The organism is Paraburkholderia sp. WC7.3g (genome assembly GCF_050436345.1).
Taxonomy (GTDB): domain Bacteria; phylum Pseudomonadota; class Gammaproteobacteria; order Burkholderiales; family Burkholderiaceae; genus Paraburkholderia; species Paraburkholderia podalyriae.
In genome coordinates this window covers 58,091-84,567 of record NZ_JBNDMA010000001.1, presented here as the reverse complement: position 1 = coordinate 84,567, position 26,477 = coordinate 58,091, and the positions used below count along the sequence as shown (strand labels likewise).

Genomic DNA, 26,477 nt, shown 5'->3' with positions numbered 1-26,477 from the left:
TGTAGATGTCGCCTCGACGATTAAATTTCAGGCTGCTTTTCGCTCCTGGTTATGGTGTTCTGGAATGACACCCTGATCGTCGGCACGATCGGGATTCAGATGCACCGCACGGATGCGCTCCCAGTTGCGCGTAGGGCCTTTCCAGCGCAGCGGATTGCGCTGGCGTGCGCTTTCATAAAGCACTGCGCGTCGATCCAGGATGTCCTGATCAAGGTTCACATGGCGCTGCGCAGGCGTCACGAAACGGATCGCACTGTGACGATGTTCGTGGTTGTACCAGCGCACCAGTTCTGCGACCCAGGTACGCGCGGCGAACAGGGTGTCGAACGCGTGCAGCGGGTAGGCGGGCCGGTACTTGAGCGTTTTGAACAGCGACTCCGAGAACGGATTGTCGTTGCTCACGGCTGGGCGACTCAATGACGGCATGACGCCTAGGGCCTGCAAGGTGGCCAGCATCGTGGCGCCCTTCATCGGCCCGCCGTTATCGGAATGTAGAATCACCTGATCGGGCTGTATCGCTTCACGCGCGCAGAGATCCTTGAGGACCTCGCTGGCGAGGGCGCTGCTCTCTTCGGCATAGACCTGCCAGCCGACAATTTTTCGGCTGAACACGTCCATAAACAGATACAGATAGAAATACTGGCCACGAATCGTCGCTGGCAGGTAAGTGATGTCCCAGCTGTACAGCTGGTTCGGCGCGTAGGCACAGACCGCGCGGGGCTTGCTGCGCGTGTTGGCCGGCCGCTCGCTGCGCCGGTGTGCGAGCTGCTTTTCCTCGCGCAGCACCCGGTAGAACGTCGATTCCGAGGCAATGTAGCGCTGCTGGTCAGCAAGACGTGGAACGATCTGGCTGGGCGGCAAGTGACCAAACTCGGCCGAGTTTGCGACCGCCAGCAGCTCGGCACGTTCGGCAGCGCTCAGCTTGTGAGGCGGCTCATGGCACCGTAAAGAGCGCCCATCCACCGCGTCAGGCTCGCCGCCCTGCCAGCGCTGAAGGGTACGGGCACTCAGCCCGAGCACCTCACACGCGCGCGCCTGGCGAGCACCACCCGTGCTCGCCTCGCTGATCAGACCGATCAATGCCTTGCGCTCTTCGAGGGGCGTCATTCGACCTCGTCCCCGAACAGCGCACGATACTTTTTTTGCAGCACCAGCAACGCGGCCGCCTCCGCCAGTGCCTTCTCCTTACGGTTCAGTTCGCGCTGAAGCTGCGTGTTCGCGTGCTTGAGCTCACGTACTTCCTTGGCGTTCTCACGCCGGCCCCCGGTCGCGCCAACGGCGCAGAAGTCCACGCGCCGCTGCGCGAGATGATGAGCAAACAGACCCCGTTCACGACACCACGCGTTCAGTGCTTCGTCGAGTAGCCCATGGCTCTGCTGCAAGGCCAGCAGACGCTCTTCCAGTGACCAGTCCTCCGGTCGTCTTGCGTGCCCGGAGCCCTCACTCCGAGCTGATGCCGCGGCACCTTTCATCCAGTTCTTCAAGGTCATCACATTCATGTTCAATTCATCTGCCACGGATCCAATGGTGCGACTTCCGCGGTGTAAGACCTTCAACAGCGCCTGTTCTCTGAACTCGACAGAATACGTTTGTTTCACCTTCAACTTGCACCTCTGATCTCTTGAAATTAAGAAAATTCAGAGGCGACATCTAGTGTGACGCCGGGGGGTCTCGTACAAATGTGCCTCTGCGAGGCAACGGACCCTGATGGGCTATTCGCGCGCTGACTCCCAATCGCTCCTACGGGCTCGAGGCCTCGGTCCTTCGCGGGTTTGATCAGCGCCGGTTCGACCTGTTGGCCATCGTGCGGCTTGTTTTGCAATCGTGGATGAAGGTACAGCTGGTTGCTCTCGGTTTCAGTGCGCAGCAAGCTCCGGCTGATAGTCGGTTTCCCTTGTGATCATCGCCCAGGCAATTCGAGCCGTCTTGTTTGCCAGCGCCACGGCTGCAATATTCGGGTGCCGGTCTCCCGCTATGCGCATAACCCACAGACTTAGTGCATCAGTCCGTCGTCTGGCCATCTGGATCATCGCGCGCGCACCGTGAATTAACAGGCAGCGCACGTAGGCGTCGCCTCTCTTACTAATTCCTAGCAGCCGTTCATTTCCTCCGGAACTGTTTTGCCTGGGCGTTAGTCCGAGCGACGCGGCCATCTGTCGGCCATTGGCGAACTGTCTGGCATCGCCCACGGTTGCGATTAGCGCGGTTGCTACCATCGGCCCGACACCACGTAGTTGCTGCAGACGTCTAGCTACTGGATCGGATGTAGCAATTGCGGCAATTTCGCGGTCGAGTTCGCGGATCCGGTCGTCCAGGGAACGCAGATCTTCCCACAGCCCCGTGAGCAGGCGCCGGAAACGGTCGCTCAGACCGCTGTTCACGTCTTCCAGCCAAACAGGAACAGCGCGTCGCAACTGGAGAATCTCTCTGGGCGCCACGATGCCGTACTCGGAGGTCAGGCCGCGGATCTGATTTGCCTTTGCGTTACGTTGCTCCATCAATCCGGCGCGAACGCGGTGAACTGCCTGCACGTCCTGCTGCCCGATGGTCTTGACGGCGACGAAACGCATGCCTGGCCGACTCATCGCTTCACAGATAGCTTCGGCGTCGTTTGCGTCGTTTTTGTTACTCTTGACGTACGGCTTCACAAACTGCGGGGCGATCAGCTTGACCGTGTATCCGATCACCTGAAGACGCCGCGCCCAATGGTGTGCACCGCTGCAGGCTTCCATCCCTATCACGGCGCGCAAAGGAACGGTTCGCTGCAAGACGTCCAGCCATTCCCTACGGGTAAGCTTGCGGCGCCACACCGGCTTCTCGCTTCGATCGACGCCGTGCACCTGGTCGGGTAGCAGCAGTGCATTACTGCACCGCCGCCCCCTAAGAACCGGACGGGCGAGTCACCCCGCATCCGGCTCAAGCCATTCTTCAGCACCATGGCGTGGCACCGAACAACTTGACGAAACGTTTTGCAGCGTGACGGCGGGCGAAGTAATTGAGCCACAACGGATCAAATGGATTAGCCAGTCCCCGGACCTTGACGTGTCTCGTAATCGGGATCGTCATTGCGCGGAAGAGCCGAAACCCACTGATGCTCCCATCAGCCAGACCCTTCGTAGCAAAGTCCCAGGACCGGTGTCCGTCGACCCGGAAGTATCTCGTCCGTACCCACCGTGCTCCTTTCATGGGATGTCGACGTCTTGCCCACTTCCAGAGCAGTTGCCAGATGTGCGAGTCTATCGATGAGAAGCTCGCTTTCGCCACGACGTGACGGTGATACATGGCCCATCCCCGGATAACCGGGTTGAGTTTCTGGATCAACGCCTCCTGTGTGACGCTCGCGCTGCCTTTGATGATTTCCCTGACCTTGTCGAGAAGTGATTTGACGCTCTTCTTTGCCGGCTTGATCAGCAGCTTGCCGTCGTACTTGCGCACGTTCTGGCCAAGGAAATCGAAACCGTCCGCAATGTTCGTGATCCGGGTCTTCTCTTCCGAGAGCTCCAGACCTCGAGCGGCCATAAACTGCCTGACCGCCGGAAGCACCTTGAATTCGAGCACTTCTTTCGACACGCCGGTCACAATAAAGTCATCGGCATAGCGGACGACGTTGAGTTGGGCCTTGCTACGCGCGAGCTTCGACGCTCGCATAAACTGCTGCCTCAAGTCCATCCAACGCCATGTTCGCGATCACCGGCGAGATGATTCCCCCTTGCGGGCTACCCGCCTGCGTCTCGAACAGGGTTCCCTCATCGATATATCCAGCTTGAAGCCATCTGCGCAGGACATCCTTATCCATCGGTACGTGCTCCAGAAGCCAGGGGTGACTCCCCCGGCGGCATAGTAGTTGTCGCCTCTGAATTTCTTTATCAAGAAAAGTCAGAGGTGCAAGTTGAAGGCGAAACAAACGTATTCTGTCGAGTTCAGGGAGCAGGCGCTGTCGAAGGTGCTACAGCGCGGCAACCGAACGGTTGGAGCCGTAGCCGACGAATTGAACGTGAACGTTTTGACATTGAGGAAATGGATGAGAGGTGCAGCCGCCGCGAACCGGAGCTCGAGCTCCGGACATGCAAAGCGTCCGGAAGACTGGTCGCTGGAAGAACGGCTGATGGCCTTGCAGGAGAGCCACGGATTGGTCGACGAAGCGTTGAACGGCTGGTGTCGCGAGCGCGGCTTGTTTGCGCATCATCTCGCACAGTGGCGAGCGGACTTCTGCGCCGCTGGTGGACTCGGTGGTAGCCGGCGCGAGAGCGCCCAGGAGGTGCGGGATCTGAAGCAGGCCAATGTCCAGCTGCAGCGCGAGTTGAACCGCAAGGAGAAGGCGCTGGCTGAAGCTGCGGCGCTACTGGTGCTGCAAAAAAACTATCGCGCGCTGTTCGAGGGCGAGGCCGAATGACGGCCCCTGAAGAGCGCAAGGCATTGATCGGCCTGATCAGCGAGGCGACCCTGGCCGGGGCTCGCCAGGCACGCGCGTGCAACATTCTGGGGCTCAGTGCCCGGACGGTTCAGCGCTGGCAACGCGGCGAACCTGACGCGGCGGACGGGCGCTCGTTGCGGCATCATGAACCGCGCCACAAGCTTTCTGCCGACGAACGCGCCGAGTTGCTGGCGGTCGCCAACTCGCCCGAATTCGGTCATCTGCCGCCAAGCCAGATCGTGCCGCGACTGGCAGACCAGCAACGCTATATCGCCTCCGAATCGACGTTCTACCGGGTACTGAAGGCCGAGAAGCAACTCGCCCACCGGCGCAGCGAACGGCCAGCCCACGCTCGCAGCAAACCCCGTTCGGTTTGCGCCGATGCGCCGAACCAGCTGTATTCCTGGGACATCACATATTTGCCGACGACGATCCGTGGACAGTATTTTTATCTATACCTGTTTCTGGATGTATTCAGTCGCAAGATTGTCGGCTGGCAGGTCTATGCCGAGGAAAGCAGCGCGCTGGCCAGCGAAGTCCTCCGGGACCTTTGCGCACGCGAAGCGATACAGCCCGATCAGGTGATTCTGCATTCGGATAACGGTGGCCCGATGAAAGGCGCGACGATGCTCGCCACGCTTCAGGCGTTAGGCGTCATGCCGTCGTTGAGTCGCCCGGGCGTGAGCAACGACAATCCTTATTCCGAGTCGCTGTTCAAGACCCTGAAGTACCGGCCTGCTTACCCACTCAAGCCGTTCGATACCCTGTTCGCCGCGCGCGCCTGGGTGGGTGCACTGGTGCGCTGGTACAACCATGAACACCGTCACAGCGCGATACGGTTCGTGACGCCGGCGCAGCGTCATGCCAACCTCGACCAGGACATTCTGGATCGACGCGCGGCGCTCTACGAGACTGCCAGGCAACGCAATCCGCTCCGATGGAAAGTCCGCACGCGCAACTGGCAGCGCGTAAGTGCTGTACATCTGAACCCGGATCGAACCGACAACCTGGCAGGCACTCCACAGCGCGATAACCGGGAGCGAAAGGCCGCCTGAAATCTAAAACTTGAGGCGACAACTACCTTGAAAATGTCCGGACTGAAGTTGTCGAAACATCCCCGGATGTCACCTTCCAGAATCCACTCTGGCGAAGCTCGCTTCGCCAGAACATTGAAGCACTGTTCGATAGCATCGGCGGTCGAGCGTTCGGGCCGGAATCCATAGGAATTCGGGTCCGCCAGTGTCTCCGCCACCGGTTCCAGAGCGAGCTTCCATAACGCCTGCATCGCCCGGCACCGCATACAGGGAATTCCCAGCGGACGCTTCTTGCCGTTACTCTTGGGAATGTAGACACGCCGCAACGGCATCGCACGATAGCCGTGATGTCGAAGCGACAACATTCCTTTCCACCTGGCCGCCGGGGATGACCATATCTTGCCGTCCACCCCTGGCGTTCTCTTACCGCGATTCTCCGTCACCCGCTTCACGGCCAACATCTTGCCGCTATGCGAGCGGGTCAGCAGACGTTGCAATGCTTGCACCTTGCCCCATCTGCCTTCCCGAGTTGCCTTGGCGATACGCACCTGAAGTCGTTTCACCTCTGCCACCATGTGCGGCCAGTTCGCCTGATCCCACATCTGCGCAGCGCGCGAGGACGCACCGGCCCCGGTCGCTTTCGCGCCGATCGCCGTCATCTGCTTTCCCTCGTATAACGATTGGTCAAGGTTCTCTCGCCATGAATGACCGCGCGGAAGTCTGCCCGCTTTCGCGTCGGGCAATGTTTCAGCCCGTATCCCGTCCATTACAGCCGGGCGTTCGCTTTCTCCGCATTCCTTTACCCACAGCGCCGACAGGGTTCCTTGCGGTTCGCCTGCCGTTGCCGGCAGCACTATGGGCTTACCCAGTTCCGCATGAATTTCCGAGCGGGGCGGACCCTTCTGCTTCGCCGGCGGTGGTTCTGTCCATGATGGTCCAGTATTCAGGGACCATTCCTCACCGCGTACCGTTTTGGTTCAAGCCTGTCAGCACGTTTGGCTTGTTAACGATCACGACGTTAAACGGAAGTTCACATATGTTGGTCGTACCCGCTCATCCCTTGCTCCTCTCCGCCTTCGTGCTGGCAGATTCCGCCTTGCGTCACGGCTCGGCGTACCGGATACCCGGCGGCTACGTTGTCCCCGGAGCTTCACACCAAGCTGTTACCGGCTCCGCATGTCCGGGTAGGGAACGGTTGATGGAACAACCGGTTTCATCAAGTCATACCTGCTCATGTGAAACAGAAACTCACGCGACTTGCTGGTCGCACGAAAACGTTTTTTGCGAGATCAATCCCAACGCGAATAATGTCCATCTCGGGTTCCTCCTCGTTGACCCGTCGAACACGTCGTTAACCATGCGCCGTGAGCTAGTCGGGTGAGGAGGAGTCCATCCCATTGCTCATGGCCGGCAGTACGCGTTCACCCACCTCGCCGGAAAGCTGCCATTGACGACTCCAACGTCAGCTCTGTAGAACGTTGACGGAACTGGTACTCTCGGCCATTAGCCGACGTTGCCAACATTCTTGCCGCCGCCGTTCAGAGGACCGCTTCCCCTCCGGCAGCGGTCATTTGTCTTCGTGTTTTTTCAAACAGTCGCTAGGTCGAGAAAGCCCCGCTCGACACCGAGTCTCCGCGGCCCGACCATCCCTCGTCAAGCGTTGCCTGAATTCAGCTCGAAATACGCGCTACGCTTCGAAATCTTCCAGCCGTTAGACGTGAGACAAAATTCATCTTCAATTCGCCCGACAATCTGTGGGCCCGTTGTTGGTCTGCCAAAGGATCCCGGATTGTCGGCTGTGCTGGCCGTCCAGAGCAGAACCTGCGTAGTTGAAGTAGCAGCTTGTTCTGCTATCGAGGTGAACCACGTTCCCAGAATGAGATGACGTGTGAGGCGATCAACCGGTCGCGACGCATATGACGCGATGATGGCGTCGCATCCTTCAAGCGCGCTGCCGTTCGGTCGCATCAACTGCGCGGCTGGAGCGAATATCGTGTTCAAGTCAGCGTACTTTCCCCCGTCGATCAGAAAGGCAGCAGCAACGATAAGCTGTCGACATTCGTTCTCCACAAGGTATCTGTTAATCTGGCTCAGTGATGCCTCTGTCGTGTTCATAGTGAGTCCGGCTCAGTAAATAATCGGGCATGTCGCCCGTTTGCGAAAAGTTTGATCCAGTTTGTGTGTTGCTCAAATGACATGCGGCTGCGCCTTGGCAACAACTAGGCGATCTTCACCGGAGAATCCTCGGCGGTCGCCCACTTCACGGTAATCCAGTCAATGAATGCTTTTACTCGTGCGACGTTCATCCGACGTCGGGGTACGTAGGCTTTGAAGAAGTTCTCTTGAGGCTTGTATTCGGGCATCACTTCTACGAGCTCCTTGCTCGCTAGAACCTCGCGGACCACATAGTAAGGTAACAGCGCGAGGCCGAGGCCGTTACGGACTGCACACAGGAGCGTGAGATTGTCATCCGCTTGCAGTCGAGGTTGCACATCTACGGAAACTGTTCCCCGCTGTGACTGGAATTGCCAAGATGTTCCGGTACCGGAAAAGACAAGGCAGTCATGGCTGGATAGATCCCTCGGATGTACGGGCGCAGGGTGGGATGCCAGATAGTCCGGTGAAGCGCATAACAGCGGCTGGACCGGCTTTAACGGGATGTCCACCACACCGTCGTAGCTGGCGAGGCGTCCGCTAATGCACAGGTCAAATCCGCTCTCCGCGGGATTCGCGGAATGATCTACGAGTGCGATTTCCAGCGTAATGTGGGGATGCTCTTGAAGAAACGCGCAATAAATCGGCGCGAGCTCGCGCATTGTCAGGGTCGTCGGTGACATCACGCGTAATTGCCCTTGAAGACTTCCTGCGTCACGCTCGACGGAAGCAATTAGTTCGTCAAACTCTCCAACAAGACTCGCTGCGCGAACGTGAAATCGCTCGCCAGCCTCGGTGAGTACCACGCTCCGCGTGGTGCGATCAAACAGGCGCGCGTTCAGTTCCGTTTCCAACTGCCCGATGCGCCGTGCCACAACCGACGGCGCGATGTCCAACTCCCGCGCCGCTTCCGCAAAACTTCCATGCTGCACTACAGCAGCAAAGGTCCGTACGTGCGTTATCACGTCCACTGTCTGTCTCCCGTCGCGGCGTTCGGTTCTCTCTCAAGCCATGTCCAGAGCGCCGATTGATGCAGAAATTCGTTCACAGATACCACAAAATTGCGTCAATCAATCATGACAAGCATCAATAGAATAACAGTCAAGCATCACTTCTAAGGTGCCATCGCACGAAAAAATATGGAGACAGGTGCAACTCTTCGCCGCCGATCGGGTAGGTGATTGCTTGTTCATCTTCGCTTCTACGGCCGATGTCTCCGGCTCTTTTCGATGATGGCATTTGCCGAAGTCTGGGCGGGTTCGCTCCAGAGCCCAGCGTGGCCTCGTTAAGCCAGCGGGCACTATGCAAACGGTAGGTTGTTCTCAGCTTCGGCTACAGAGTTGGGTCTCTTCGTTCGAATGCTGGTGCGCCGTGCTTTGGCGAGTTTGACCACGCGTCTTTCCGGACGCGACAGCGCCAGCATGGACCGAAACATCGGACAGGCATGAGGTAAGCAAAATGGCAAGACAGAATTTTAGCGTTGAGGTCGCGCGCGTACGGTCTCTCACGGATCGCGTCCGGGAGTATCTGCTCAGGTCCGTCGACGGGCAGCCGTTGCCTGAGTATGCACCTGGCGCACATATCGCCGTTCACACCGTATCGCCAACGCGTGGACTTATCGTACGACATTACTCGCTGATTGGCGGTGACCATCAGGACGACGACGCACGCGACATGTATCGCATTGCCGTTCAGCGCGATAGCGATGCGCGCGGTTCGGCGCATATTCACGATACGTTTCAACCGGGCACGCGGCTTGAGATCGGGCCGCCGGTCAACAATTTTCCGCTCGACCGCCGAGCAGAGAATGTGCTGTTGATCGCGGGGGGTATCGGCATTACCCCCATCTTCTCGATGGCGCGCAGCCTTGTACGTCGCAACCGTCCCTTTGAGGTCGTCTATGCGGGGCGTGATCGGGACCAGATGGCGTTCCACGACGAACTCGCGACTCTCGCCGGCGAAGCGGCAGTCTTCCATTACAGCGATGTCGCCGGTCATCCCGACCTTGCTGCGCTGCTCAAGCGTCAACCCGAAGACACTCAGGTCTATGTCTGCGGTCCCGGCCCGATGGTGCAGGCGACCCACGCTACGGCGAAAGACATCGGATGGGACGCTTCGCGCGTACGTAGCGAAATGTTCGGCGTGGCGCGAGACAGGGATGCGCACGCATTCGACGTCCGTCTGGCACGCAGCGGCAAGACCGTTCATGTAAGTGCTGATGCAAGCATCCTCGATGCGCTGAATGCTGCGAACGTGCCGGTGTTGTGGGATTGCCGAAGGGGCGAATGCGGTCTGTGTCCGCTGAGGGTCGTGTCGAGCGATGGTCCGCTCCAACACCGAGATTTTTACCTGAGCGACGAAGAAAAGGCAGCCGGCGACCAGATGTGCATCTGCGTATCGCGTACTGCCGGAAGCGAGATCGTTCTCGACGCCTGATACCAATTGAAGGAGATTTTCATGGCCCAGAATGACGTTATTCGCATCGCTGATGCATCGTCCGAGTTCGATGTTCCCGGCTTCACGCCTGGTGGCTTCGCTGACCAAACCACACCGCTCGTTCGCGACTGCTGGTATGTGGCCGCCACGAGCGATGAGGTTTCGCGCGAGATCCTCAGCCGCCGGCTGCTAGGCGTGGACGTCGCGTTATATCGCACGCTTGCCGGCGAGACAGTAGCGGTACGCAATCGCTGCCCGCATCGCTCGTTTCCTCTTGCTAAAGGCCGACTTGAAGGCGATGTCCTTGTGTGTGGTTATCACGGCATGCAGTTCGACCCGTCCGGCCGCTGCGTGAACATGCCGGCCATGCCGATCGTCCCAACCAATGCGCATGTCCGGAGCTTCCCAACCGTGGAGCGCAAGCCGTTCGTCTGGATCTGGATGGGCGACCCGGACCGCGCCGACGAGAGCCTCGTTCCCGATACCCATTGGCTGTCCGGTCCGGATTGGAAGAGCGTTGGCGATACGTTCCACCTTCGATCGGATTACGTGTCGATGCACGAAAACCTGCTCGATCAGACACACTTTCCTTTCTTGCATCCGGGTGCGATTGGGACGCCAGAGTACGCACGCTCCAAACTTAAAGTCCGCGTGGAAGGGGATGTCGTCATAATCGACCGCGCATTACTGAACTCGCCGCCGCCGGGCGTATATGGCGTGCCGACGGGTCTCATGGGGCGGCCGGTAGATCGCTTCTCCGAGGCGCGTTTCGTATCGCCTGGATTGCACACGGCGTACGCGCGCATCGTCGACAACAATGACCCTAGCGGCGCACCGCGCACGTATCGCTTCAACATCACGCATGCGTTCACGCCGGAGTCGAACGGAAGCATCCATTACTGGTGGTTCAACAGCCGGAACTTCAATCTCGAAGACAAAGAGGCCGACGCCTTCCTGTATGAGGCATCTGACAAGGCATACAAGGAAGACGTCGACGCCCTCGAGTGGATCCTTGAAGCCGTGACCTCCGACGTCGAACCCCAGTTCGACTCGAACTTCGCGCCGGACAAGCCAGGCCTGCTGATGCGTCAAATTCTTCTGCGCATGGCAGCGACCGAGAGACAACGTGCTTCGTCGAATCCATCAAGTACGCGCGAATGCGGTGGACGCGCCGAGGATGCGCGACCGCCTGCTCAGTGACCGACGAAATCATGCGCCGTAGTCCGCGACCAGTGGCGCAAGCGTACAAAGCTTAAGGAAACCGTAATGGCAAGAATCGTAGGCGGTATCGGAACATCGCATGTTCCCACTATTGGAGCGGCGTACGACGCGAAGCGTCAGAGCGACCCTGCGTGGAGTCCCCTTTTTGAGGGCTATCTTCCGGTGGCCGATTGGCTGCAGCAAGTGAAGCCCGACGTCATGGTGATGTTCTACAACGACCATGCCAACAGCTTCTTCTTCGACTGCTATCCCACTTTCGCGCTCGGTGTATCGCCGGAATTCGAGATGGCCGACGAAGGTGCAGGTCGTCGCCCACTGCCGAACATCAAGGGTCACGCCGCACTGGCGGCACACATGGCAGATAGTCTCGTCAACGACGAATTTGATATTGCCACGTTCCAGGATCGGGCGTTGGACCATGGCTGCAATTCGCCCCTGTCCCTTATGTGGCCGCATGACCCCGACTGGCCCGGTGCAATTGTTCCAATCGAGGTGAATGTTCTTCAATATCCGCTGCCAACGCCGACCCGCTGTTTCAAGCTCGGAGAAGCCGTGCGGCGAGCAGTGGAATCTTACCCCGAGGATTTGAAGGTCGTCGTCGTTGGTACGGGTGGTCTTTCACATCAGATCCACGGCGAACGCACCGGCTTCAACAACACGGAATGGGACCACGAGTTTCTCCGTCTCATAGCTGAAGACCCGAAGAAACTGGCGTCGATGCGTCATGCAGACTTCATTCGCCTAGGCGGCGCCGAAAGCGTCGAAGTCATTATGTGGCTCGCCATGCGGGCAGCGCTTGGCGATTCAGTGCGTTGCCTACATCAAAACTATTACCTTCCGACGACGACGGCAATGGCTGTCACCGTCTACGAACCTGAGACGAACGCGTCGAATCAGACCACGCTGGAAAAAGCAAAGGAAGTGCAATGAACCCGCAACTCAGAGGCATTGAAGATTTGCAAGGCACCTATGTCTTCGACGTGTCGCGAAGCGTTAAAACCTTGCGCCTGAACCGCTTCTTCTGGATGCATCGCGACCCCACGTTCCGCGAGCTGGTGACGCGAGATATCGAAGGCGCTTTCGCACAGTCGAAGCTGACCGAGGAAGAGAAGAACTTGGTCAAAGCCCGAGACTGGCTTGGACTCGTGCGATACGGCGTCACTTTCTTCGTTTTGGAGAAATTCGCCCGCGTGACCAAAGTGAGCAATCTGCAGGTCTATGCGTCGATGCGCGGCGAATCCCTCGAGGAATTCCTTCAGACCCGTAAGGTACCGGCCTCGGCGTAAGAACGAAGTTCATTTAAGTAAATCGATCCCGCGCAAATTAGAGGACTTCTTAGACTTAGCAGGTTGCGGAAATACCTCGCACGGAAGTCATCGCGAAGGATGGTAAAAGCGTTGATCTAGTAAGTTCACCCACTGGCCAGGAGATCATGCGCGGCGCCGACACGTTCACCGAGAGTCTGTTTTCCGTGCGTAAGCTCAACGATTTCGTTCCGAGCTCACATCCGCTGCGCTCGATTCGCGTCATGGCGAACGAGGCGCTGGCGAAGATGGATCGGTTGTTTGCCGGGATGTACGAGGCCGACATCAAGGGAGGCCGGCCGAGCATCGCGCCGGAGAAACTGCTGCGGGCCATGCTGCTTCAGGTGCTGTACAGCATCCGGTCTGAACGCCAGCTCATGGAGCAAACTCAATACAACCTGCTGTTTCGATGGTTTATCGGTCTGTCGATGGACGATTCAGTGTGGGTGCCGACGGTGTTCACGAAGAACCGCGAGCGTTTAATCCGGCACGATGCGGTGGTCGAATTCTTCAACGAAGTGCTGTCCATCGCGCAGAAGCAGAACTGGTTGTCGAACGAGCACTTCAGCGTGGACGGCACGCTGATCCAGGCGTGGGCGGGCCACAAGAGCTTCGTGCGCAAGGATGGCGAGGATGGGGATAACGACGGTGGCAGCGGCGAGAGTGACTTCAAGGGTAGCAAGCGAAGCAACGAAACGCACGAGTCGAAGACCGATCCCGATGCACGGCTTTACCGTAAGGGCAAGACGGCCAGTGAATTGCGTTATATGGGCCACACGCTGACTGACAACCGCCATGGGCTGGTGGTCAACGCCCGTGTGAGCCGGGCTGACGGACATGCAGAACGTGAAGCGGCCAAGGTCATGATCAACGACGCGCGGCAAGTTGCGGACGATGCCGCTGCGCAAATCACGCTGGGGGCGGACAAGGGTTACGACGCACAGGAATTCATCGAAGCTTGCCAGCAGATGAAGGTCACGCCGCACGTGGCGCAGAACACCTCGGGTCGGCGTTCGGCGGTGCCCGATGCGATTGCGCGCAGCGTGGGCTACGCGATATCGCAGCAAAAGCGCAAGCTGATCGAACAAGGTTTTGGGTGGGCGAAGACGGTAGGCCGCATGCGCCAGGTGATGGTGCGCGGGTTGAAGAGAGTCGACCAGATGTTCGTGTTGAACATGGCGGCCTACAACCTCGTGCGCATGCGCTCTCTGGGACAGGTCCGCCCGCAGTAGCCAAAATCGCGGTAATGGGGCGAAAAATGCGCCTCAAGCCGTCGAAAAAGAGCGGAACCGGCGTTGAAATTTCGCAATGCATAAAATCTGTGGCTGTAACCGCTCAGCAAGAGGGACGTTGCTTCTGCTGGGGTGTATTTCCGCAGCCTGTTAGAGCCCTGCGGACGAATAGGAGACAATCATGAATGGCAGTTTGAACCAACAGATGACCGGGCAGAGCGTCGACGTCCAGACGATTATTGATGGACGAAAGATGTCCTTCTATCAACTCAGTGTCATCGCAATCTGTGTCGCAGTTCTCGTTCTCGACGGCTTCGACGCCGTGATGATTGCGTACGTCGCCCCATCGCTCGCCGGCATGTTACACCTCGCTCCCAAGGAACTAGGGCCTCTATTTACAGCCGGCCTCGCCGGGCTGACTGTTGGCGCGTTCCTCTGCGGACCGCTGGCTGACAAACTTGGCCGCAAGCGGGTTCTTATCGCCTCGGTTGCCGTCTTTGGCGGGTTCACTCTCGTGTCGGCCCTTGTACATGAACTCAACGCACTTGTCGGACTCCGCTTCCTGGCCGGTCTGGGTCTTGGCGGCGCTGGACCGAGCGCTATGGCCCTGATCGCCGAAATGTGCCCACGCGACAGACGATCGACGCAACTCGCATGGCTTGGTTGCGGTATCCCGCTGGGCGGTGGCATCGCGGGCTTCGTCGCCACCAGACTGATTCCGGTTCATGGATGGTCATCCATGTTCATTGTTGGCGGCGTACTTCCTTTGCTGTTGCTCGTCGTCATTGCGATCAGGGTGCCCGACTCAGTTCGCTTTCTTCTCGTTCGCCACACGGGACAGGCGAAGGTGCGGCGAATCATGTGGAAGATTGCTCCCGAAATGAATTTCACGTCGGCGACCTTCGTGGCGCGCAACGAAGCTGAAAGCCGCGCTGTGGTTTCCGACCTTTTCAAGGATGGACTCGCGGGCTCTACCTTACTGCTGTGGGTGGCGTCTTTCGGCACGCTGATGGTCGTGTATTTTCTGACCAACTGGCTGCCAATTCTCCTGCATAGCGCAAAACACTCGTTGGGTGAAACGTCGTTGCTGCTCAGTCTTTTCCTGATCGGGTCACCTGTCGGAAGCTTGATCGTGGGTTATCTGATGGACCGCTACAACCGGTATGTCTGCATGGTGGTTAGTGCTGTGATTGCTGCGACATGCCTGATCGTTATTGGCAACGTCGTGAACGATCTCGTGCTTGCCGGCGTTGTGATCGCGGCAGTAGGCGCATCCTGCGGCGCCTGTGTAACCGGATCAAGCATCCTTGCAAGCTTCATGTACCCGACTGCAGTCCGCGCAACCGGTATTGGCTGGACGGCGGGATGGGGCCGCCTTGGGTCCGTCTTCGGCACCATGAGCGGAGCCATGCTTCTGGCTACGGGTATGAGCGTGCCGGTTCTGCTGAAAGTTGCTTCGGCTCCATGTTTCGTTGCTGGTGCGGCCTTTCTAGCCTTGACGTTTGCCTCACGGAAGCTTCCCGCCCAGTTGCTGCAACCGTCAGCATCAGCAAAGGGTAATGCGTGAACTTGCGGAGCCGTCGACATGTTCAGGGTTCGAGTAAACGCGAAGCGCCAGACGGCGCCTGAGATCTTCGTTCTGGAACTGGAATCGGAGAATTCGGAGACATTGCCGTCTTTCAGCCTGGGCGTGAGCATCGATGTGCGCGTGCTTGGCGAATGCGTTCGGATGTATTCACTAGGCACGAATGGTTCCGGAGCGCGTCGCGACCTGCTTGGCGTTCTGCGTGATGGCAACTCCATCGGCAGCGCGTTAGCCCTTCACAGCTTGAACGAAGGCGACGTCGTAGAAATCTACGCGTCCGAGACGGATTCCGTAGCATCTCTGGTGCAAGACGATAGGAAAGCGAACAAGCCATTTGAGATCGAACTTGCCAGCTCTGGCGAAGTGATCCGGGTGCGGACCAATCAGACAGCGATAGAAGCGCTGATAGAGCATGGCGTTCTCGTCCCCACGTCATGCGAACGAGGCGTCTGCGGAACATGTGTTACTCGCGTTCTCGACGGGTTGCCGGATCACCGAGATGTCTTCCTGACGGAGTGGGAGCACATGCGGAACGACCAGTTCACCCCATGCTGCTCGCGTTCCAAAACGGCCAGGCTTGTCATTGACCTCTAGTTGGAAAGATTGATCGTATCAAACCATTTTTAGCTGTTGCTGATCGCCGCGGGGTTCGTCGCGGTGTGGGACCGTAGCCGGTGTCGCCGGCAGCGATTTTGCATCGACGACAGCCGTCTCGGGTTCTTAGAGATTTCATGACCAAACAGGAGATAGCCGTGAGCGGAAACAGAGGTGTGGTCTACATCGGTCCCGGAAAAGTCGAGGTGCAGTCAATCGCATATCCGGAAATGATCGACCCTGCGGGAAGACGAGCGAATCACGGCGTCATTTTGCGTGTTGTCTCGACGAACATCTGCGGTTCAGATCAGCATATGGTTCGCGGGCGCACCACTGCGCCTCCGGGACTCGTGTTGGGACATGAAATTACTGGCGAAGTAATTGAGCTTGGCTCGGATGTGGTAACGCTGCGTAAAGGAGACCTTGTTTCGGTTCCCTTCAACGTCGCGTGTGGCCGTTGCCCGATGTGCAAGGCACAAAACACGGGTGTTTGTTTGACTGTCAACCCCGGACGACCAGGGGGGGCATACGGTTATGTCGACATGGGCGGATGGATTGGAGGTCAGGCGGAATACGTCTTCGTTCCGTTTGCTGATTTCAATCTGCTCAAGTTTCCTGATCGCGATCGGGCGATGGAAAAGATAAGGGATCTGACCTGCCTCTCGGACATCTTGCCCACCGGTTATCACGGTGCTGTTACTGCCGGAGTACGCCCTGGTTCGACTGTCTACATCGCTGGCGCCGGCCCGGTCGGGATGGCGGCTGCCGCGTCTGCTCGGTTGCTTGGGGCGGCAGTAACGATCGTCGGAGATGTCAATCCGGTCCGGCTGGCTCATGCTCGCGCCGTTGGATTTGAGACCGTTGATTTGTCTCTCGATGCAACGCTTGCCGAACAAATCGCATCTCTCCTTGGCGAACCCGAAGTCGATTGCGCCATCGATTGCGTCGGATTTGAAGCACGGGGTCATGGCCATGATGGCTCGCAGCATGAGGCTCCAGCGACAGTTCTCAATTCGCTAATGGAAGTTACCAAAGTCGCCGGTGGCATCGGAATCCCTGGCCTTTATGTGACCGACGATCCGGGCGCTGTTGACGCCGCTGCACAGAAAGGCAGCCTGTCAGTCAGGCTCGGGCTTGGGTGGGCAAAGTCTCATAGCTTCTTCACTGGCCAGACGCCGGTGATGAAGTACAACCGCAATCTGATGCAAGCAATCCTGTGGGATCGGATTGATATCGCGAAGGTCGTCAACGTTCAGGTGATCTCGCTGGACGACGCGCCAGCCGGCTACTCGGAGTTCGACGCTGGCGTGCCTAAGAAGTTTGTTCTGGATCCGCATGGGCTGGTGGCTAAGGCGGCTTAGAACGGTTGCTGTACAACAACAAAGTAGATTGGAGACATTGGCATGGTTAAGAAGAGCGTTGTTGCCGCATTGGCATCTGTGACCGGTTGCATGGCGGTGAACGCACACGCCCAAAGCAGCGTCACGTTGTTTGGCATGATTGATTCCGGCATCACATACGTTAGCAACCACGGCGGGCACAGCGCGTGGCAGACGGATGACGGCATCAACGGCCCAAACATATGGGGATTCTCTGGCAAGGAGGACCTCGGTGGGGGAACGAAGGCGATCTTCTATCTCCTTAACCAGTTCGGGCTAAACAACGGTTCATTCCTGCCGGGACAAAGTATCTTTTCCCGTAACTCCTACGTCGGTCTAACCAACCCGCAGTTCGGCACGCTGACGCTGGGGAATCAATACGACTTCATGAGCGATTCTCTCTACAGCTCAGGCGATGACCCCGCCGTGTACACGGGACACCTCTATGGTCAGGGTGCAGGCCCATTCCAGAAATTGGCGTTGCCGTCCAATCCCACAGGCAACTTCGATTGGTATCGCGCTGCAGGGCGCATCGCTAACTCGGTCAAGTACAACAGCCCTGTCTTCGCCGGGCTGAGTGCGGGTGCGATGTATGGCTTCGGGAACGTGGCCGGTTCGATGGGGACAGGAGACGCGATGAGCTTCTCGCTCTCCTACGCCAATGGTCCGTTTGGAGCAGACGCAGCCTATACCTACGTCAAGTATCCCGTTACCGCGGGCACAATTGGTCCACAGGTAGGGGTTCGTAACTGGGGCGCCGGCGCACGCTACCAATTTGGTCCCGTGCGTGTCAGCGGCCTCTTCGTTACGGTCAAGAATATGGAGAACCGCGCCTCTGTCTACCAAGGCTCCGCTGGTGCGCAATGGTTTGTACGACCAGACGTCGCTCTAACAGGCTGCGGAAATACACCCCAGCAGAAGCAACGTCCCTCTTGCTGAGCGGTTACAGCCACAGATTTTATGCATTGCGAAATTTCAACGCCGGTTCCGCTCTTTTTCGACGGCTTGAGGCGCATTTTTCGCCCCATTACCGCGATTTTGGCTACTGCGGGCGGACCTGTCCCAGAGAGCGCATGCGCACGAGGTTGTAGGCCGCCATGTTCAACACGAACATCTGGTCGACTCTCTTCAACCCGCGCACCATCACCTGGCGCATGCGGCCTACCGTCTTCGCCCACCCAAAACCTTGTTCGATCAGCTTGCGCTTTTGCTGCGATATCGCGTAGCCCACGCTGCGCGCAATCGCATCGGGCACCGCCGAACGCCGACCCGAGGTGTTCTGCGCCACGTGCGGCGTGACCTTCATCTGCTGGCAAGCTTCGATGAATTCCTGTGCGTCGTAACCCTTGTCCGCCCCCAGCGTGATTTGCGCAGCGGCATCGTCCGCAACTTGCCGCGCGTCGTTGATCATGACCTTGGCCGCTTCACGTTCTGCATGTCCGTCAGCCCGGCTCACACGGGCGTTGACCACCAGCCCATGGCGGTTGTCAGTCAGCGTGTGGCCCATATAACGCAATTCACTGGCCGTCTTGCCCTTACGGTAAAGCCGTGCATCGGGATCGGTCTTCGACTCGTGCGTTTCGTTGCTTCGCTTGCTACCCTTGAAGTCACTCTCGCCGCTGCCACCGTCGTTATCCCCATCCTCGCCATCCTTGCGCACGAAGCTCTTGTGGCCCGCCCACGCCTGGATCAGCGTGCCGTCCACGCTGAAGTGCTCGTTCGACAACCAGTTCTGCTTCTGCGCGATGGACAGCACTTCGTTGAAGAATTCGACCACCGCATCGTGCCGGATTAAACGCTCGCGGTTCTTCGTGAACACCGTCGGCACCCACACTGAATCGTCCATCGACAGACCGATAAACCATCGAAACAGCAGGTTGTATTGAGTTTGCTCCATGAGCTGGCGTTCAGACCGGATGCTGTACAGCACCTGAAGCAGCATGGCCCGCAGCAGTTTCTCCGGCGCGATGCTCGGCCGGCCTCCCTTGATGTCGGCCTCGTACATCCCGGCAAACAACCGATCCATCTTCGCCAGCGCCTCGTTCGCCATGACGCGAATCGAGCGCAGCGGATGTGAGCTCGGAACGAAATCGTTGAGCTTACGCACGGAAAACAGACTCTCGGTGAACGTGTCGGCGCCGCGCATGATCTCCTGGCCAGTGGGTGAACTTACTAGATCAACGCTTTTACCATCCTTCGCGATGACTTCCGTGCGAGGTATTTCCGCAACCTGCTAAGCGCCAGCTACGCATATATGAAGGGAAACGACGTCGTAGACAACAATCACGCCCACCAAGGCGCATTTACGGCCGAGTACTTCCTGTCGAAACGGACGAGCGTTTATGCAATGACCGTTTATCAGCGAGCCAACGAAGGTGCTCATGCACTCATCATGGGCTTCACCGGTCCCACGGCGGCCTCAAGCAGCGCCACGCAGTGGCTGGGTCGCGTGGGGTTGCACGTGAAGTTCTGATTTCTACGAAGTCGCTTAGCTGACACGCCGGTCAGCTAAGCCTTGCGACATCGGGATAGATTCCCGTGTTTAAAAGGAGGCGTCTTGTGTCTTTCCCGTTAGTGCTTCTGCCGGGGTTGTTGTGCGATCGAGCAGTATGGGCCAGCCAGTGTGATGAGCTTTCGGATATTGCGAACTGCATTGTTCCCAACTACGGAAGTCTGAGGACGATAAGCGACATGGCGCAATTTGTCCTTGACAGCGTTCCGGGTCGATTCGCGGTCGCAGGACATTCCATGGGAGGGCGCGTCGCGTTCGAAGTGGTCCGCCTTGCGCCGAGCCGAGTGACCCGATTGGCGCTACTCGACACGGGATACCAGGCTCGCCAGAACGGTCCTGCCGGCGAGGAGGAAAAGACGTCGCGATTACGCCTCCTAGACATTGCTTCCCGCGAGGGCATGCGAGCCGCGGGTATTGAGTGGACGCTGGGAATGGTGCGAACTGAAACACTCGACACGCCGGTGTATCAAGCGATTTTGGACATGATCGAAAGAAGTAGCCCTGATCTGTTCGAAGCGCAGATTCACGCTTTACTGACGAGGCCTGACGCGACACCGGTTCTGTCCGAAATTCGCTGTCCCACCCTGTTGCTTTGCGGCCGAGAAGATCGATGGAGCCCTGTCGCCCGGCATGAGGTGATGCATAAGGCGATCGAAAATTCGGTGATGTGCGTCGTTGAGGAGGCCGGGCACATGGTAACCATGGAGCAACCCGCTGCGGTCAACGCTGCATTGCGAGACTGGCTGCTGAGCGCGTCGGAAAACGAGTCGGCGTGAAATAGACCGAAGGCAAATTGGCACGGCTGGTTACAGGAAGAACATAAGATTTCCTATGCGTCGAGAGTTATTCGTCGTCAGACAATGACACTGTTATCACGGCTGTGCGGACAGTCGCGTTTTCGGACGGGGCGGTAACGCTGCCTTAGAAAACGAGTCATTTTAAATCGTACGGGTTCAGGACGGGTGAGGACCGCTATGAATCATTATTGGAAGGTCGAACAGCAGGACAAGTTGATTCTCGATTTGCAAATGCGAATTGTCCTCGCCACCGCGTTTGAATGTTAAAAAATCGTACTGGAGACATGGAATGCGACGCTCAACATTGGCTTTCGGAATAGCAACGGTTTTAGGGACACTCGCTATCGGTGGTTGCGGCGGATCCCTCAACTCAGGCAATACGAAACCACAAGCTGCACAGCAGCCCATGTCTTGTGATCAGATTGCCTCACTCAAGTTATCGGGCGTAACGATTTCTTCGGCCAAGGTGGTCGCTGCGACAAGCACGGCGCCCGAGACCTGCGCCGTGGCAGCTTCAATCGCTCCAACCGCCGACGGCTACAACATCAACTTCAACGTTACCTTGCCGACTTCGTGGAACGGCAAAGCAATTCAAGGCGGCGGCGGAGGTTATAACGGTTCGATCACGCCGGTAACAGGCCCGCACTGGGCAACGCCAGCGGCTGCGGCTGCGTTCCCGTTTAAAGGGTACGCCACCTATTCAAGCGATTCTGGCCATCAGGGGGCTGTTTTCGACGCGAGCTTTGCCTTGAAATCGGAAGCGCTTCAAGATTTCGGCTACGCAGCGTTGAAGAAGGTTAAGGACGCCGCCACGCAGATCATCGTCGCGCGGTACGCTGCTCAACCCACAAAGACGTATTTAATTGGGTTCTCGGAAGGTGGGCGAGAAGCGCTGGAGGTCGCGCAGCGCTATCCCGACGACTACGATGGCGTTGTTGCAGGCGATCCGGTTCAGAACCTATCGCTCCAATGGCTTTCGCACCTCAATAACGCAAAGGGCTTTTTTGCCAACAATGGCGCCGGCTGGATCGACAACAACAAGGTGTTGTTGTTGGGGAACTTCGTCATGTCTGCATGCGACGAACTAGACGGCCTCAAGGACGGCATCATTGCCAACCAAGCGGCCTGTAAGCCCGATATCACGCCTTTGCGTTGTCCCGGCGGTACCGACACCGGCGACACTTGCCTGTCTGATGCCCAGATCGCGGCGGTGAACAACAGTAGAGCCGGGCTAACTCTGCCTTATACACTTTCGAACGGTCTTCAGTCGATTCAGGGCAAACCGTGGGGAACTGAGTTGATCGGAAATGGCTCGTACTACGAGTCGACTTTCCTTGGCAGTCGACCAGTTCCGTCCGCACCCGAACCTAACGTCGGAGGCACTGACTCTGGTGTTTACACGCTTGGGAACGAAGCGGCTAGGTATATCTTCACTCAGAATGCGTCGCTTGATCCGAGAACGTGGAACTGGAATGATCAATCGAACGCAGCTCGAATGCAGCAGGTCTCTGGCATTCTTGATTCTTCCGTCACTGATCTGAGCGCGTTCCATAAAAAGGGTGGAAAGATTCTGATCTACGCTGGCGGTGCATCAGAAGTGCCCCCGGCGGAGACGCAGGCCTACTACCTCCGTGTAGTACAAACAATGGGTCAGGCAACGGTGAATGATTTCGTACGCCTCTATACCTTCCCGGGAACGACTCATGTCGGTCTGACGAACGCCGGCACCCCCAGAGGCGCGGATCTGATGTCTGCATTCGAGAACTGGGTCGAAAAAGGTGTCGCCCCTGGAAATCTGACTAACATCAGCGCGGCTGCGAACACCGCCACCGAAAGCTGGCCGCTTTGCCTCTACCCGGGTTATCCCCGCTACAACGGCTCGGGAGATCCGTCCCAAGCCAGCAGTTTCACCTGTACCAATCCGTAATCTCGTGCCGCGTGGCCGCTCGGACTTCGGCCCGAGTGGCCGGCATTTTTCGCGTGAACAACTGTGAGAACCATGCAATGATCATCGACATACACGGCCACTACACGACCGCGCCAAAGGCGCTCGAAGCGTGGCGCAATCGGCAAATCGCCGGCATCAAGAATCCTTCGGAGATGCCGGAGGCATCGGAGTTGCACATTGACGACGACGAACTGCGCGAATCGATCGAAGTCAATCAGTTACGCCTGATGCACGAGCGTGGCCTCGATCTCACAGTGTTCAGTCCGCGGGCGAGCTTCATGGCGCATCACATCGGCAACTTCGAAGTGTCGAGTACCTGGGCCGCGATCTGCAACGAACTCTGCTATCGCGTGAGCCAGTTGTTCCCAGATAGCTTTGTGCCCGCGGCTATGCTGCCGCAAAGCCCGGGCGTGGATGTCTCGACGTGCATTCCTGAACTCGTGAAGTGCGTGGAGCAATACGGCAATGTCGCGATCAACCTGAATCCGGATCCGTCAGGCGGGCACTGGACGAGCCCGCCGCTGTCGGACCGTTACTGGTATCCGATCTACGAAAAGATGGTCGAGTACGACATCCCCGCGATGATCCACGTGAGCACGAGCTGCAACGCGTGTTTTCATACGACGGGCGCGCACTATCTGAACGCGGACACGACCGCGTTCATGCAGTGCCTCACGTCCGATCTCTTCCGCGATTTCCCGACGCTCAAGTTCGTGATTCCGCACGGCGGCGGCGCGGTGCCGTATCACTGGGGACGTTTCCGCGGACTCGCGCAAGAGCTGAAAAAACCCTTGCTGAAGGATCATTTGCTGAACAACATCTTCTTCGATACCTGCGTCTATCATCAGCCGGGCATCGATCTGCTGACGCGCGTGATCCCCGTCGACAACATCCTCTTCGCGAGTGAGATGATCGGCGCGGTGCGTGGCATCGATCCAGAAACGGGTCAATATTTCGACGACACGAAGCGCTATGTCGAGGCGGCGAGCATCGAGCCTGAAGCGCGCTATAAGATTTACGAAGGCAACGCGCGCCGCGTGTATCCGCGACTGGATGCGGCGCTCAAAGCGAAAGGACGCTGATATGTACGAACTCGGAGTGGTGTATCGCAACATCGAACGCGCGAATGCGGAAGCGGCGCAGAAGCTCGGCGCGCTCGGCTCGGCAACGGTGCATGAAGCAATGGGGCGCGTGGGCCTGATGAAGACGTACATGCGGCCGATCTACACCGGCGCGCAAGTGAGCGGCACGGTGGTGACCGTGCTGCTGCAACCGGGCGACAACTGGATGCTGCACGTAGCGGCCGAGCAGATTCGCCCGGGTGATATCGTCGTGGCGGCATGCACGACCGACAGCACCGATGGCTTCTTCGGCGATCTGCTCGCGACAAGCTTCAAGGCGCGCGGCGCGCGTGCGCTCATCATCGACGGCGGCGTGCGCGACGTGCGCGTGCTGACAGAGATGAACTTTCCCGTATGGAGTCGCGCCATCTCGTCGAAAGGCACGGTGAAGGCGACGCTGGGGTCCGTGAACATTCCCGTGGTGTGCGCTGGCGCGATTGTCACGCCGGGCGATGTGATCGTCGCGGATGACGATGGTGTCGTAGTCGTTCCGTCCGCATCGGCACAGCAAGTGCTCGACAAGGCCGCCGCACGCGAAGCGCTCGAAGAGGAAAAGCGCGCGAAGCTTGCGAGTGGCGTACTCGGACTCGACATGTACAAGATGCGCGAGCCGCTGGAAAAGGCGGGCTTACGTTATGTCGGATGATCTCAAAGGCATATCGTCAATGGCGACGCGGCCGTTGCTCGCACGGCTAGTTGCTCAATATGAATATGAAACGGGCCGACACGTCAAGTTCGAATCGGTCGGCGGCGTGGCGGCTGCTAAGCGTGTGGTTGACGGAGAAGCGTTCGATATCGTCTTGCTCGCGTCCGACGCGATGGAACGCCTCGCGCAAGAGGGCCGCATCGATAAAGGCAGCCTCGTCGACGTCGTCCGTTCATCAATTGGGATTGCAGTGAAGACGGGCGTTAGTCCGCCGGATATCGGAAGTGAGTCGGCGTTGCGCGACTCGGTACTGAAGGTACGCGCGGTCGGTTATTCGACCGGACCTAGCGGCACGCACGTCCTCAAAGTCCTGGAACGATGGGGCATTTCTGCCGACGTTTCAGCGAGCGAGGACGAGCCGCGCCTCGTGCAAGCGTCGCCCGGGGTGCCGGTCGGATCGCTGATCGCAAGCGGCGAAGTCGATATTGGTTTCCAGCAGCTCAGTGAACTTTCGGGGCTTGAGGGTGTGACACTGATCGGGTCACTGCCGGACGAAATCCAATTTGTCACGACTTTCTCTGCGGCTTTATGCACGGCGTCGCGAAAACGAGCAGCGGTCGAAGCCTTTCTTGAGTTCATAACGTCACCGGCGGCAGCGCAGGCCAAGACGGATAGCGGGATGGATGCTGCGTAGTCGCCCAGTGTTAGTCGCCTTGTCAAATCCCGAATTTGAATGTCGCCGCTGCTCGAACTATCGTCGGGGCGGATGACCGAACCACTCCGTTAGCCGCCCTCGGATGGCAGACCGCGCGACTGTCTGCAACGGGTCGCAAGTACTCATTCGCTTTCCGCGGGACGAGTCATTCGCGACCACCGACCTGTGAATGACAGGAAAGCGCCCCATACCCGTCTGACCGGCACCGATGCTCGAATGACGGCTCAGGCCGATGGAACAAACCTCAAGAACGAACAAACCTCAAGAACTCCAGTCTCCCTGTGCGAGTAGACGAATGGTCGTTGTACCTTGAAAGCCGACGTGGAGCGCGCCGGGACGACGGCCCGCCATGGAGGCGAACTCCGACTCAGCCCGACGCGTGCTAGCGTGTCCTGATCGGCTCTGAGAATCGCGCGGGCTCCCCGATGCGGGGTTTCGCGATACGCACAATTGCCCTTGACATGAGTTTGATCGCGCCTGCTGAAGATTGAGACACTTGCCAGTCGTGGTTGCGCAGCATCTTCCGGTCGAGCGGCCGCTGCGCTGCGCTCGCCGGGGTTGCAGCACGGTTTGCATCGTTTCCGGCCGGTAACATGGCCGCAGTTGGAATCATGGCTTCTTCAAGCTTTGCCAGGATCGCGCTGGAAAGTGCCTGACGGTATCGAAGACGGTATTCCTGAAGAAGTCGGCATTCGGATGCCCCGTGTTCGCGATGTTTGAACGAAAGTGCGCGTGGATTCTCTGTTGCGGTCTGTCCAGAGCTGAAAACTGCCGACTGGATTTTTCGGTATGGCTGACGGTATCGTCACTCCCGACCGGCCGGAGAAGCCGTATACACAAGGGTCCCCGTCACCGATTGACGATCGAGTGGGTGTTGGAGTGGGACCGAACGCGCTTACGCAGTGATTGTTTGTCCGGTCCTGCAGCGGCGAGTCCCCCTTTCTTTGCTCTGTTGCCGAAACGCGACATTAATTTGCAAAGTTTTACGGTTTGATCCGGCGTAGGGTTTGGCGTAGGTCGGTCGCCGGAGGCCCGCCCGCCAAGGCCTCTTCAATACTTCGACGAAAACGAATAGCGGGGATTTCAGGTCTGTCCGAGTCGATCCAAACTAGTTCCCTCGAGAAAACCTACGCCGAGGGAAGAATGCGCTTTGATGCACGTGTGGCGGCGAAACTGCCGAGCGGCGAGCACATGACCTTTGAAGCTTTCCGTTGATCCGGTGCTGCGCGTCATGGCGCCCCGATAGGTTTTGTCGTCAAGGTTGGACACGAAAGCGCTCTCAATGCTGGCGGCTCTGCTGGCTGCTACCTCAGCCCTCGCTGCTGCCCCGACGCAGGCGATCGCATGCTGGTCGACAACACGTATCTCGGGTCAGTCGGACTATG

Annotated in this window: 22 protein-coding genes and 1 pseudogene; 15 read left to right on the top strand and 8 right to left on the bottom strand. The window is 58.2% G+C overall.

Annotated elements, in window-relative coordinates; translation table 11 throughout:
- Positions 1-27: 27 nt before the first annotated feature.
- The 4 genes from OKW43_RS00440 to OKW43_RS00425 form a co-directional block, all read right to left on the bottom strand.
- Positions 28-1,598 (bottom strand): IS3 family transposase gene (locus tag OKW43_RS00440; RefSeq protein WP_429447277.1). Its coding sequence is split into 2 segments (ribosomal slippage): positions 28-1,118 and positions 1,118-1,598, totalling 1,572 coding nucleotides; the frame shifts between segments, so codons are not numbered across the junction.
- Positions 1,599-1,856: 258 nt separating this feature from the next.
- A complete protein-coding gene (locus tag OKW43_RS00435; protein WP_429447275.1) occupies positions 1,857-2,858 on the bottom strand; it encodes an IS110 family transposase in 1,002 nt (333 codons plus the stop codon).
- 70 nt (positions 2,859-2,928) lie between these two features.
- Positions 2,929-3,648 carry a group II intron maturase-specific domain-containing protein gene (locus OKW43_RS00430; protein WP_429444518.1) on the bottom strand — a complete coding sequence of 240 codons (720 nt, stop codon included), beginning with the start codon at positions 3,646-3,648 and terminating at the stop codon, positions 2,929-2,931.
- A complete protein-coding gene (locus tag OKW43_RS00425) occupies positions 3,623-3,796 on the bottom strand; it encodes a hypothetical protein (protein ID WP_429444516.1) in 174 nt (57 codons plus the stop codon). Before OKW43_RS00425 ends, OKW43_RS00430 begins: the two co-directional genes overlap by 26 nt.
- Before the next feature lie 93 nt (positions 3,797-3,889).
- On the opposite strand from OKW43_RS00425, the gene OKW43_RS00420 reads away from it, so the two are divergent.
- Positions 3,890-5,469, top strand: a protein-coding gene (locus tag OKW43_RS00420) for an IS3 family transposase (RefSeq protein ID WP_429444514.1) whose coding sequence is annotated in 2 segments (ribosomal slippage) — positions 3,890-4,361 and positions 4,361-5,469 — 1,581 coding nt in all. Because the reading frame shifts where the segments join, the coding sequence is not laid out codon by codon here.
- 47 nt (positions 5,470-5,516) lie between these two features.
- Here OKW43_RS00420 and OKW43_RS00415 read toward each other — a convergent pair.
- The 3 genes and pseudogenes from OKW43_RS00415 to OKW43_RS00405 all read right to left on the bottom strand — a co-directional run.
- Positions 5,517-6,050: pseudogene (locus tag OKW43_RS00415) on the bottom strand (reverse transcriptase N-terminal domain-containing protein); the annotation flags it as partial.
- A 1,051-nt stretch (positions 6,051-7,101) separates the two neighbouring features.
- Positions 7,102-7,563 (bottom strand): nuclear transport factor 2 family protein, encoded by a 462-nt coding sequence (locus tag OKW43_RS00410; protein ID WP_429444512.1) that lies wholly within the window; start codon positions 7,561-7,563, stop codon positions 7,102-7,104.
- A 104-nt stretch (positions 7,564-7,667) separates the two neighbouring features.
- Positions 7,668-8,573, bottom strand: coding sequence for a LysR family transcriptional regulator (locus OKW43_RS00405; protein WP_429444510.1), 906 nt, complete (start codon positions 8,571-8,573; stop codon positions 7,668-7,670).
- Positions 8,574-9,060: 487 nt separating this feature from the next.
- Here OKW43_RS00405 and OKW43_RS00400 point away from each other — a divergent pair, with 487 nt between their 5' ends.
- The 9 genes from OKW43_RS00400 to OKW43_RS00360 all read left to right on the top strand — a co-directional run bounded on the left by OKW43_RS00400 (position 9,061) and on the right by OKW43_RS00360 (position 18,292).
- Positions 9,061-10,038, top strand: a complete 978-nt coding sequence (locus tag OKW43_RS00400; protein WP_429444508.1) for a PDR/VanB family oxidoreductase — start codon at positions 9,061-9,063, stop codon at positions 10,036-10,038.
- Positions 10,039-10,059: 21 nt separating this feature from the next.
- Entirely contained in the window at positions 10,060-11,238 is a 1,179-nt protein-coding gene (locus OKW43_RS00395; RefSeq protein ID WP_429444506.1) for a Rieske 2Fe-2S domain-containing protein, read from the top strand.
- A gap of 66 nt (positions 11,239-11,304) precedes the next feature.
- On the top strand, positions 11,305-12,189 hold the full coding sequence (locus OKW43_RS00390) for a gallate dioxygenase (RefSeq protein WP_429444504.1): 885 nt from the start codon (positions 11,305-11,307) through the stop codon (positions 12,187-12,189).
- On the top strand, positions 12,186-12,545 hold the full coding sequence (locus OKW43_RS00385) for a protocatechuate 3,4-dioxygenase (protein ID WP_429444502.1): 360 nt from the start codon (positions 12,186-12,188) through the stop codon (positions 12,543-12,545). Before OKW43_RS00390 ends, OKW43_RS00385 begins: the two co-directional genes overlap by 4 nt.
- 146 nt (positions 12,546-12,691) lie before the next feature.
- Positions 12,692-13,795: an IS5 family transposase gene (locus tag OKW43_RS00380; protein ID WP_429444494.1), complete on the top strand. Its 1,104-nt coding sequence runs from the start codon at positions 12,692-12,694 to the stop codon at positions 13,793-13,795.
- A 181-nt stretch (positions 13,796-13,976) separates the two neighbouring features.
- On the top strand, positions 13,977-15,362 hold the full coding sequence (locus tag OKW43_RS00375; RefSeq protein ID WP_429444500.1) for an MFS transporter: 1,386 nt from the start codon (positions 13,977-13,979) through the stop codon (positions 15,360-15,362).
- Positions 15,363-15,380: 18 nt separating this feature from the next.
- A complete protein-coding gene (locus OKW43_RS00370; protein WP_429444498.1) occupies positions 15,381-15,974 on the top strand; it encodes a flavin reductase family protein in 594 nt (197 codons plus the stop codon).
- Between the two features lie 158 nt (positions 15,975-16,132).
- A complete protein-coding gene (gene fdhA, locus OKW43_RS00365) occupies positions 16,133-17,335 on the top strand; it encodes a formaldehyde dehydrogenase, glutathione-independent (protein WP_429447273.1) in 1,203 nt (400 codons plus the stop codon).
- Positions 17,336-17,377: 42 nt separating this feature from the next.
- Complete coding sequence (locus OKW43_RS00360; RefSeq protein ID WP_429444496.1) at positions 17,378-18,292, top strand: porin; 915 nt, start codon at positions 17,378-17,380, stop codon at positions 18,290-18,292.
- Positions 18,293-18,395: 103 nt separating this feature from the next.
- Here the strand turns inward: OKW43_RS00360 and OKW43_RS00355 are convergent, their stop codons facing one another.
- Positions 18,396-19,499: an IS5 family transposase gene (locus OKW43_RS00355; protein ID WP_429444494.1), complete on the bottom strand. Its 1,104-nt coding sequence runs from the start codon at positions 19,497-19,499 to the stop codon at positions 18,396-18,398.
- 413 nt (positions 19,500-19,912) lie between these two features.
- Here OKW43_RS00355 and OKW43_RS00350 point away from each other — a divergent pair, with 413 nt between their 5' ends.
- The 5 genes from OKW43_RS00350 to OKW43_RS00330 all read left to right on the top strand — a co-directional run bounded on the left by OKW43_RS00350 (position 19,913) and on the right by OKW43_RS00330 (position 25,071).
- Positions 19,913-20,641, top strand: a complete 729-nt coding sequence (locus OKW43_RS00350) for an alpha/beta fold hydrolase (protein WP_429444492.1) — start codon at positions 19,913-19,915, stop codon at positions 20,639-20,641.
- Positions 20,642-20,951: 310 nt separating this feature from the next.
- On the top strand, positions 20,952-22,589 hold the full coding sequence (locus tag OKW43_RS00345; RefSeq protein ID WP_429444490.1) for a tannase/feruloyl esterase family alpha/beta hydrolase: 1,638 nt from the start codon (positions 20,952-20,954) through the stop codon (positions 22,587-22,589).
- A 77-nt stretch (positions 22,590-22,666) separates the two neighbouring features.
- Positions 22,667-23,692 carry an amidohydrolase family protein gene (locus tag OKW43_RS00340; protein ID WP_429444488.1) on the top strand — a complete coding sequence of 342 codons (1,026 nt, stop codon included), beginning with the start codon at positions 22,667-22,669 and terminating at the stop codon, positions 23,690-23,692.
- A gap of 1 nt (position 23,693) precedes the next feature.
- Positions 23,694-24,377: a 4-carboxy-4-hydroxy-2-oxoadipate aldolase/oxaloacetate decarboxylase gene (gene ligK, locus OKW43_RS00335; protein ID WP_429444486.1), complete on the top strand. Its 684-nt coding sequence runs from the start codon at positions 23,694-23,696 to the stop codon at positions 24,375-24,377.
- Complete coding sequence (locus OKW43_RS00330; protein WP_429444484.1) at positions 24,367-25,071, top strand: substrate-binding domain-containing protein; 705 nt, start codon at positions 24,367-24,369, stop codon at positions 25,069-25,071. The genes ligK and OKW43_RS00330 overlap by 11 nt, the downstream gene beginning before the upstream one ends.
- The last annotated feature ends 1,406 nt before the right edge of the window (positions 25,072-26,477 follow it).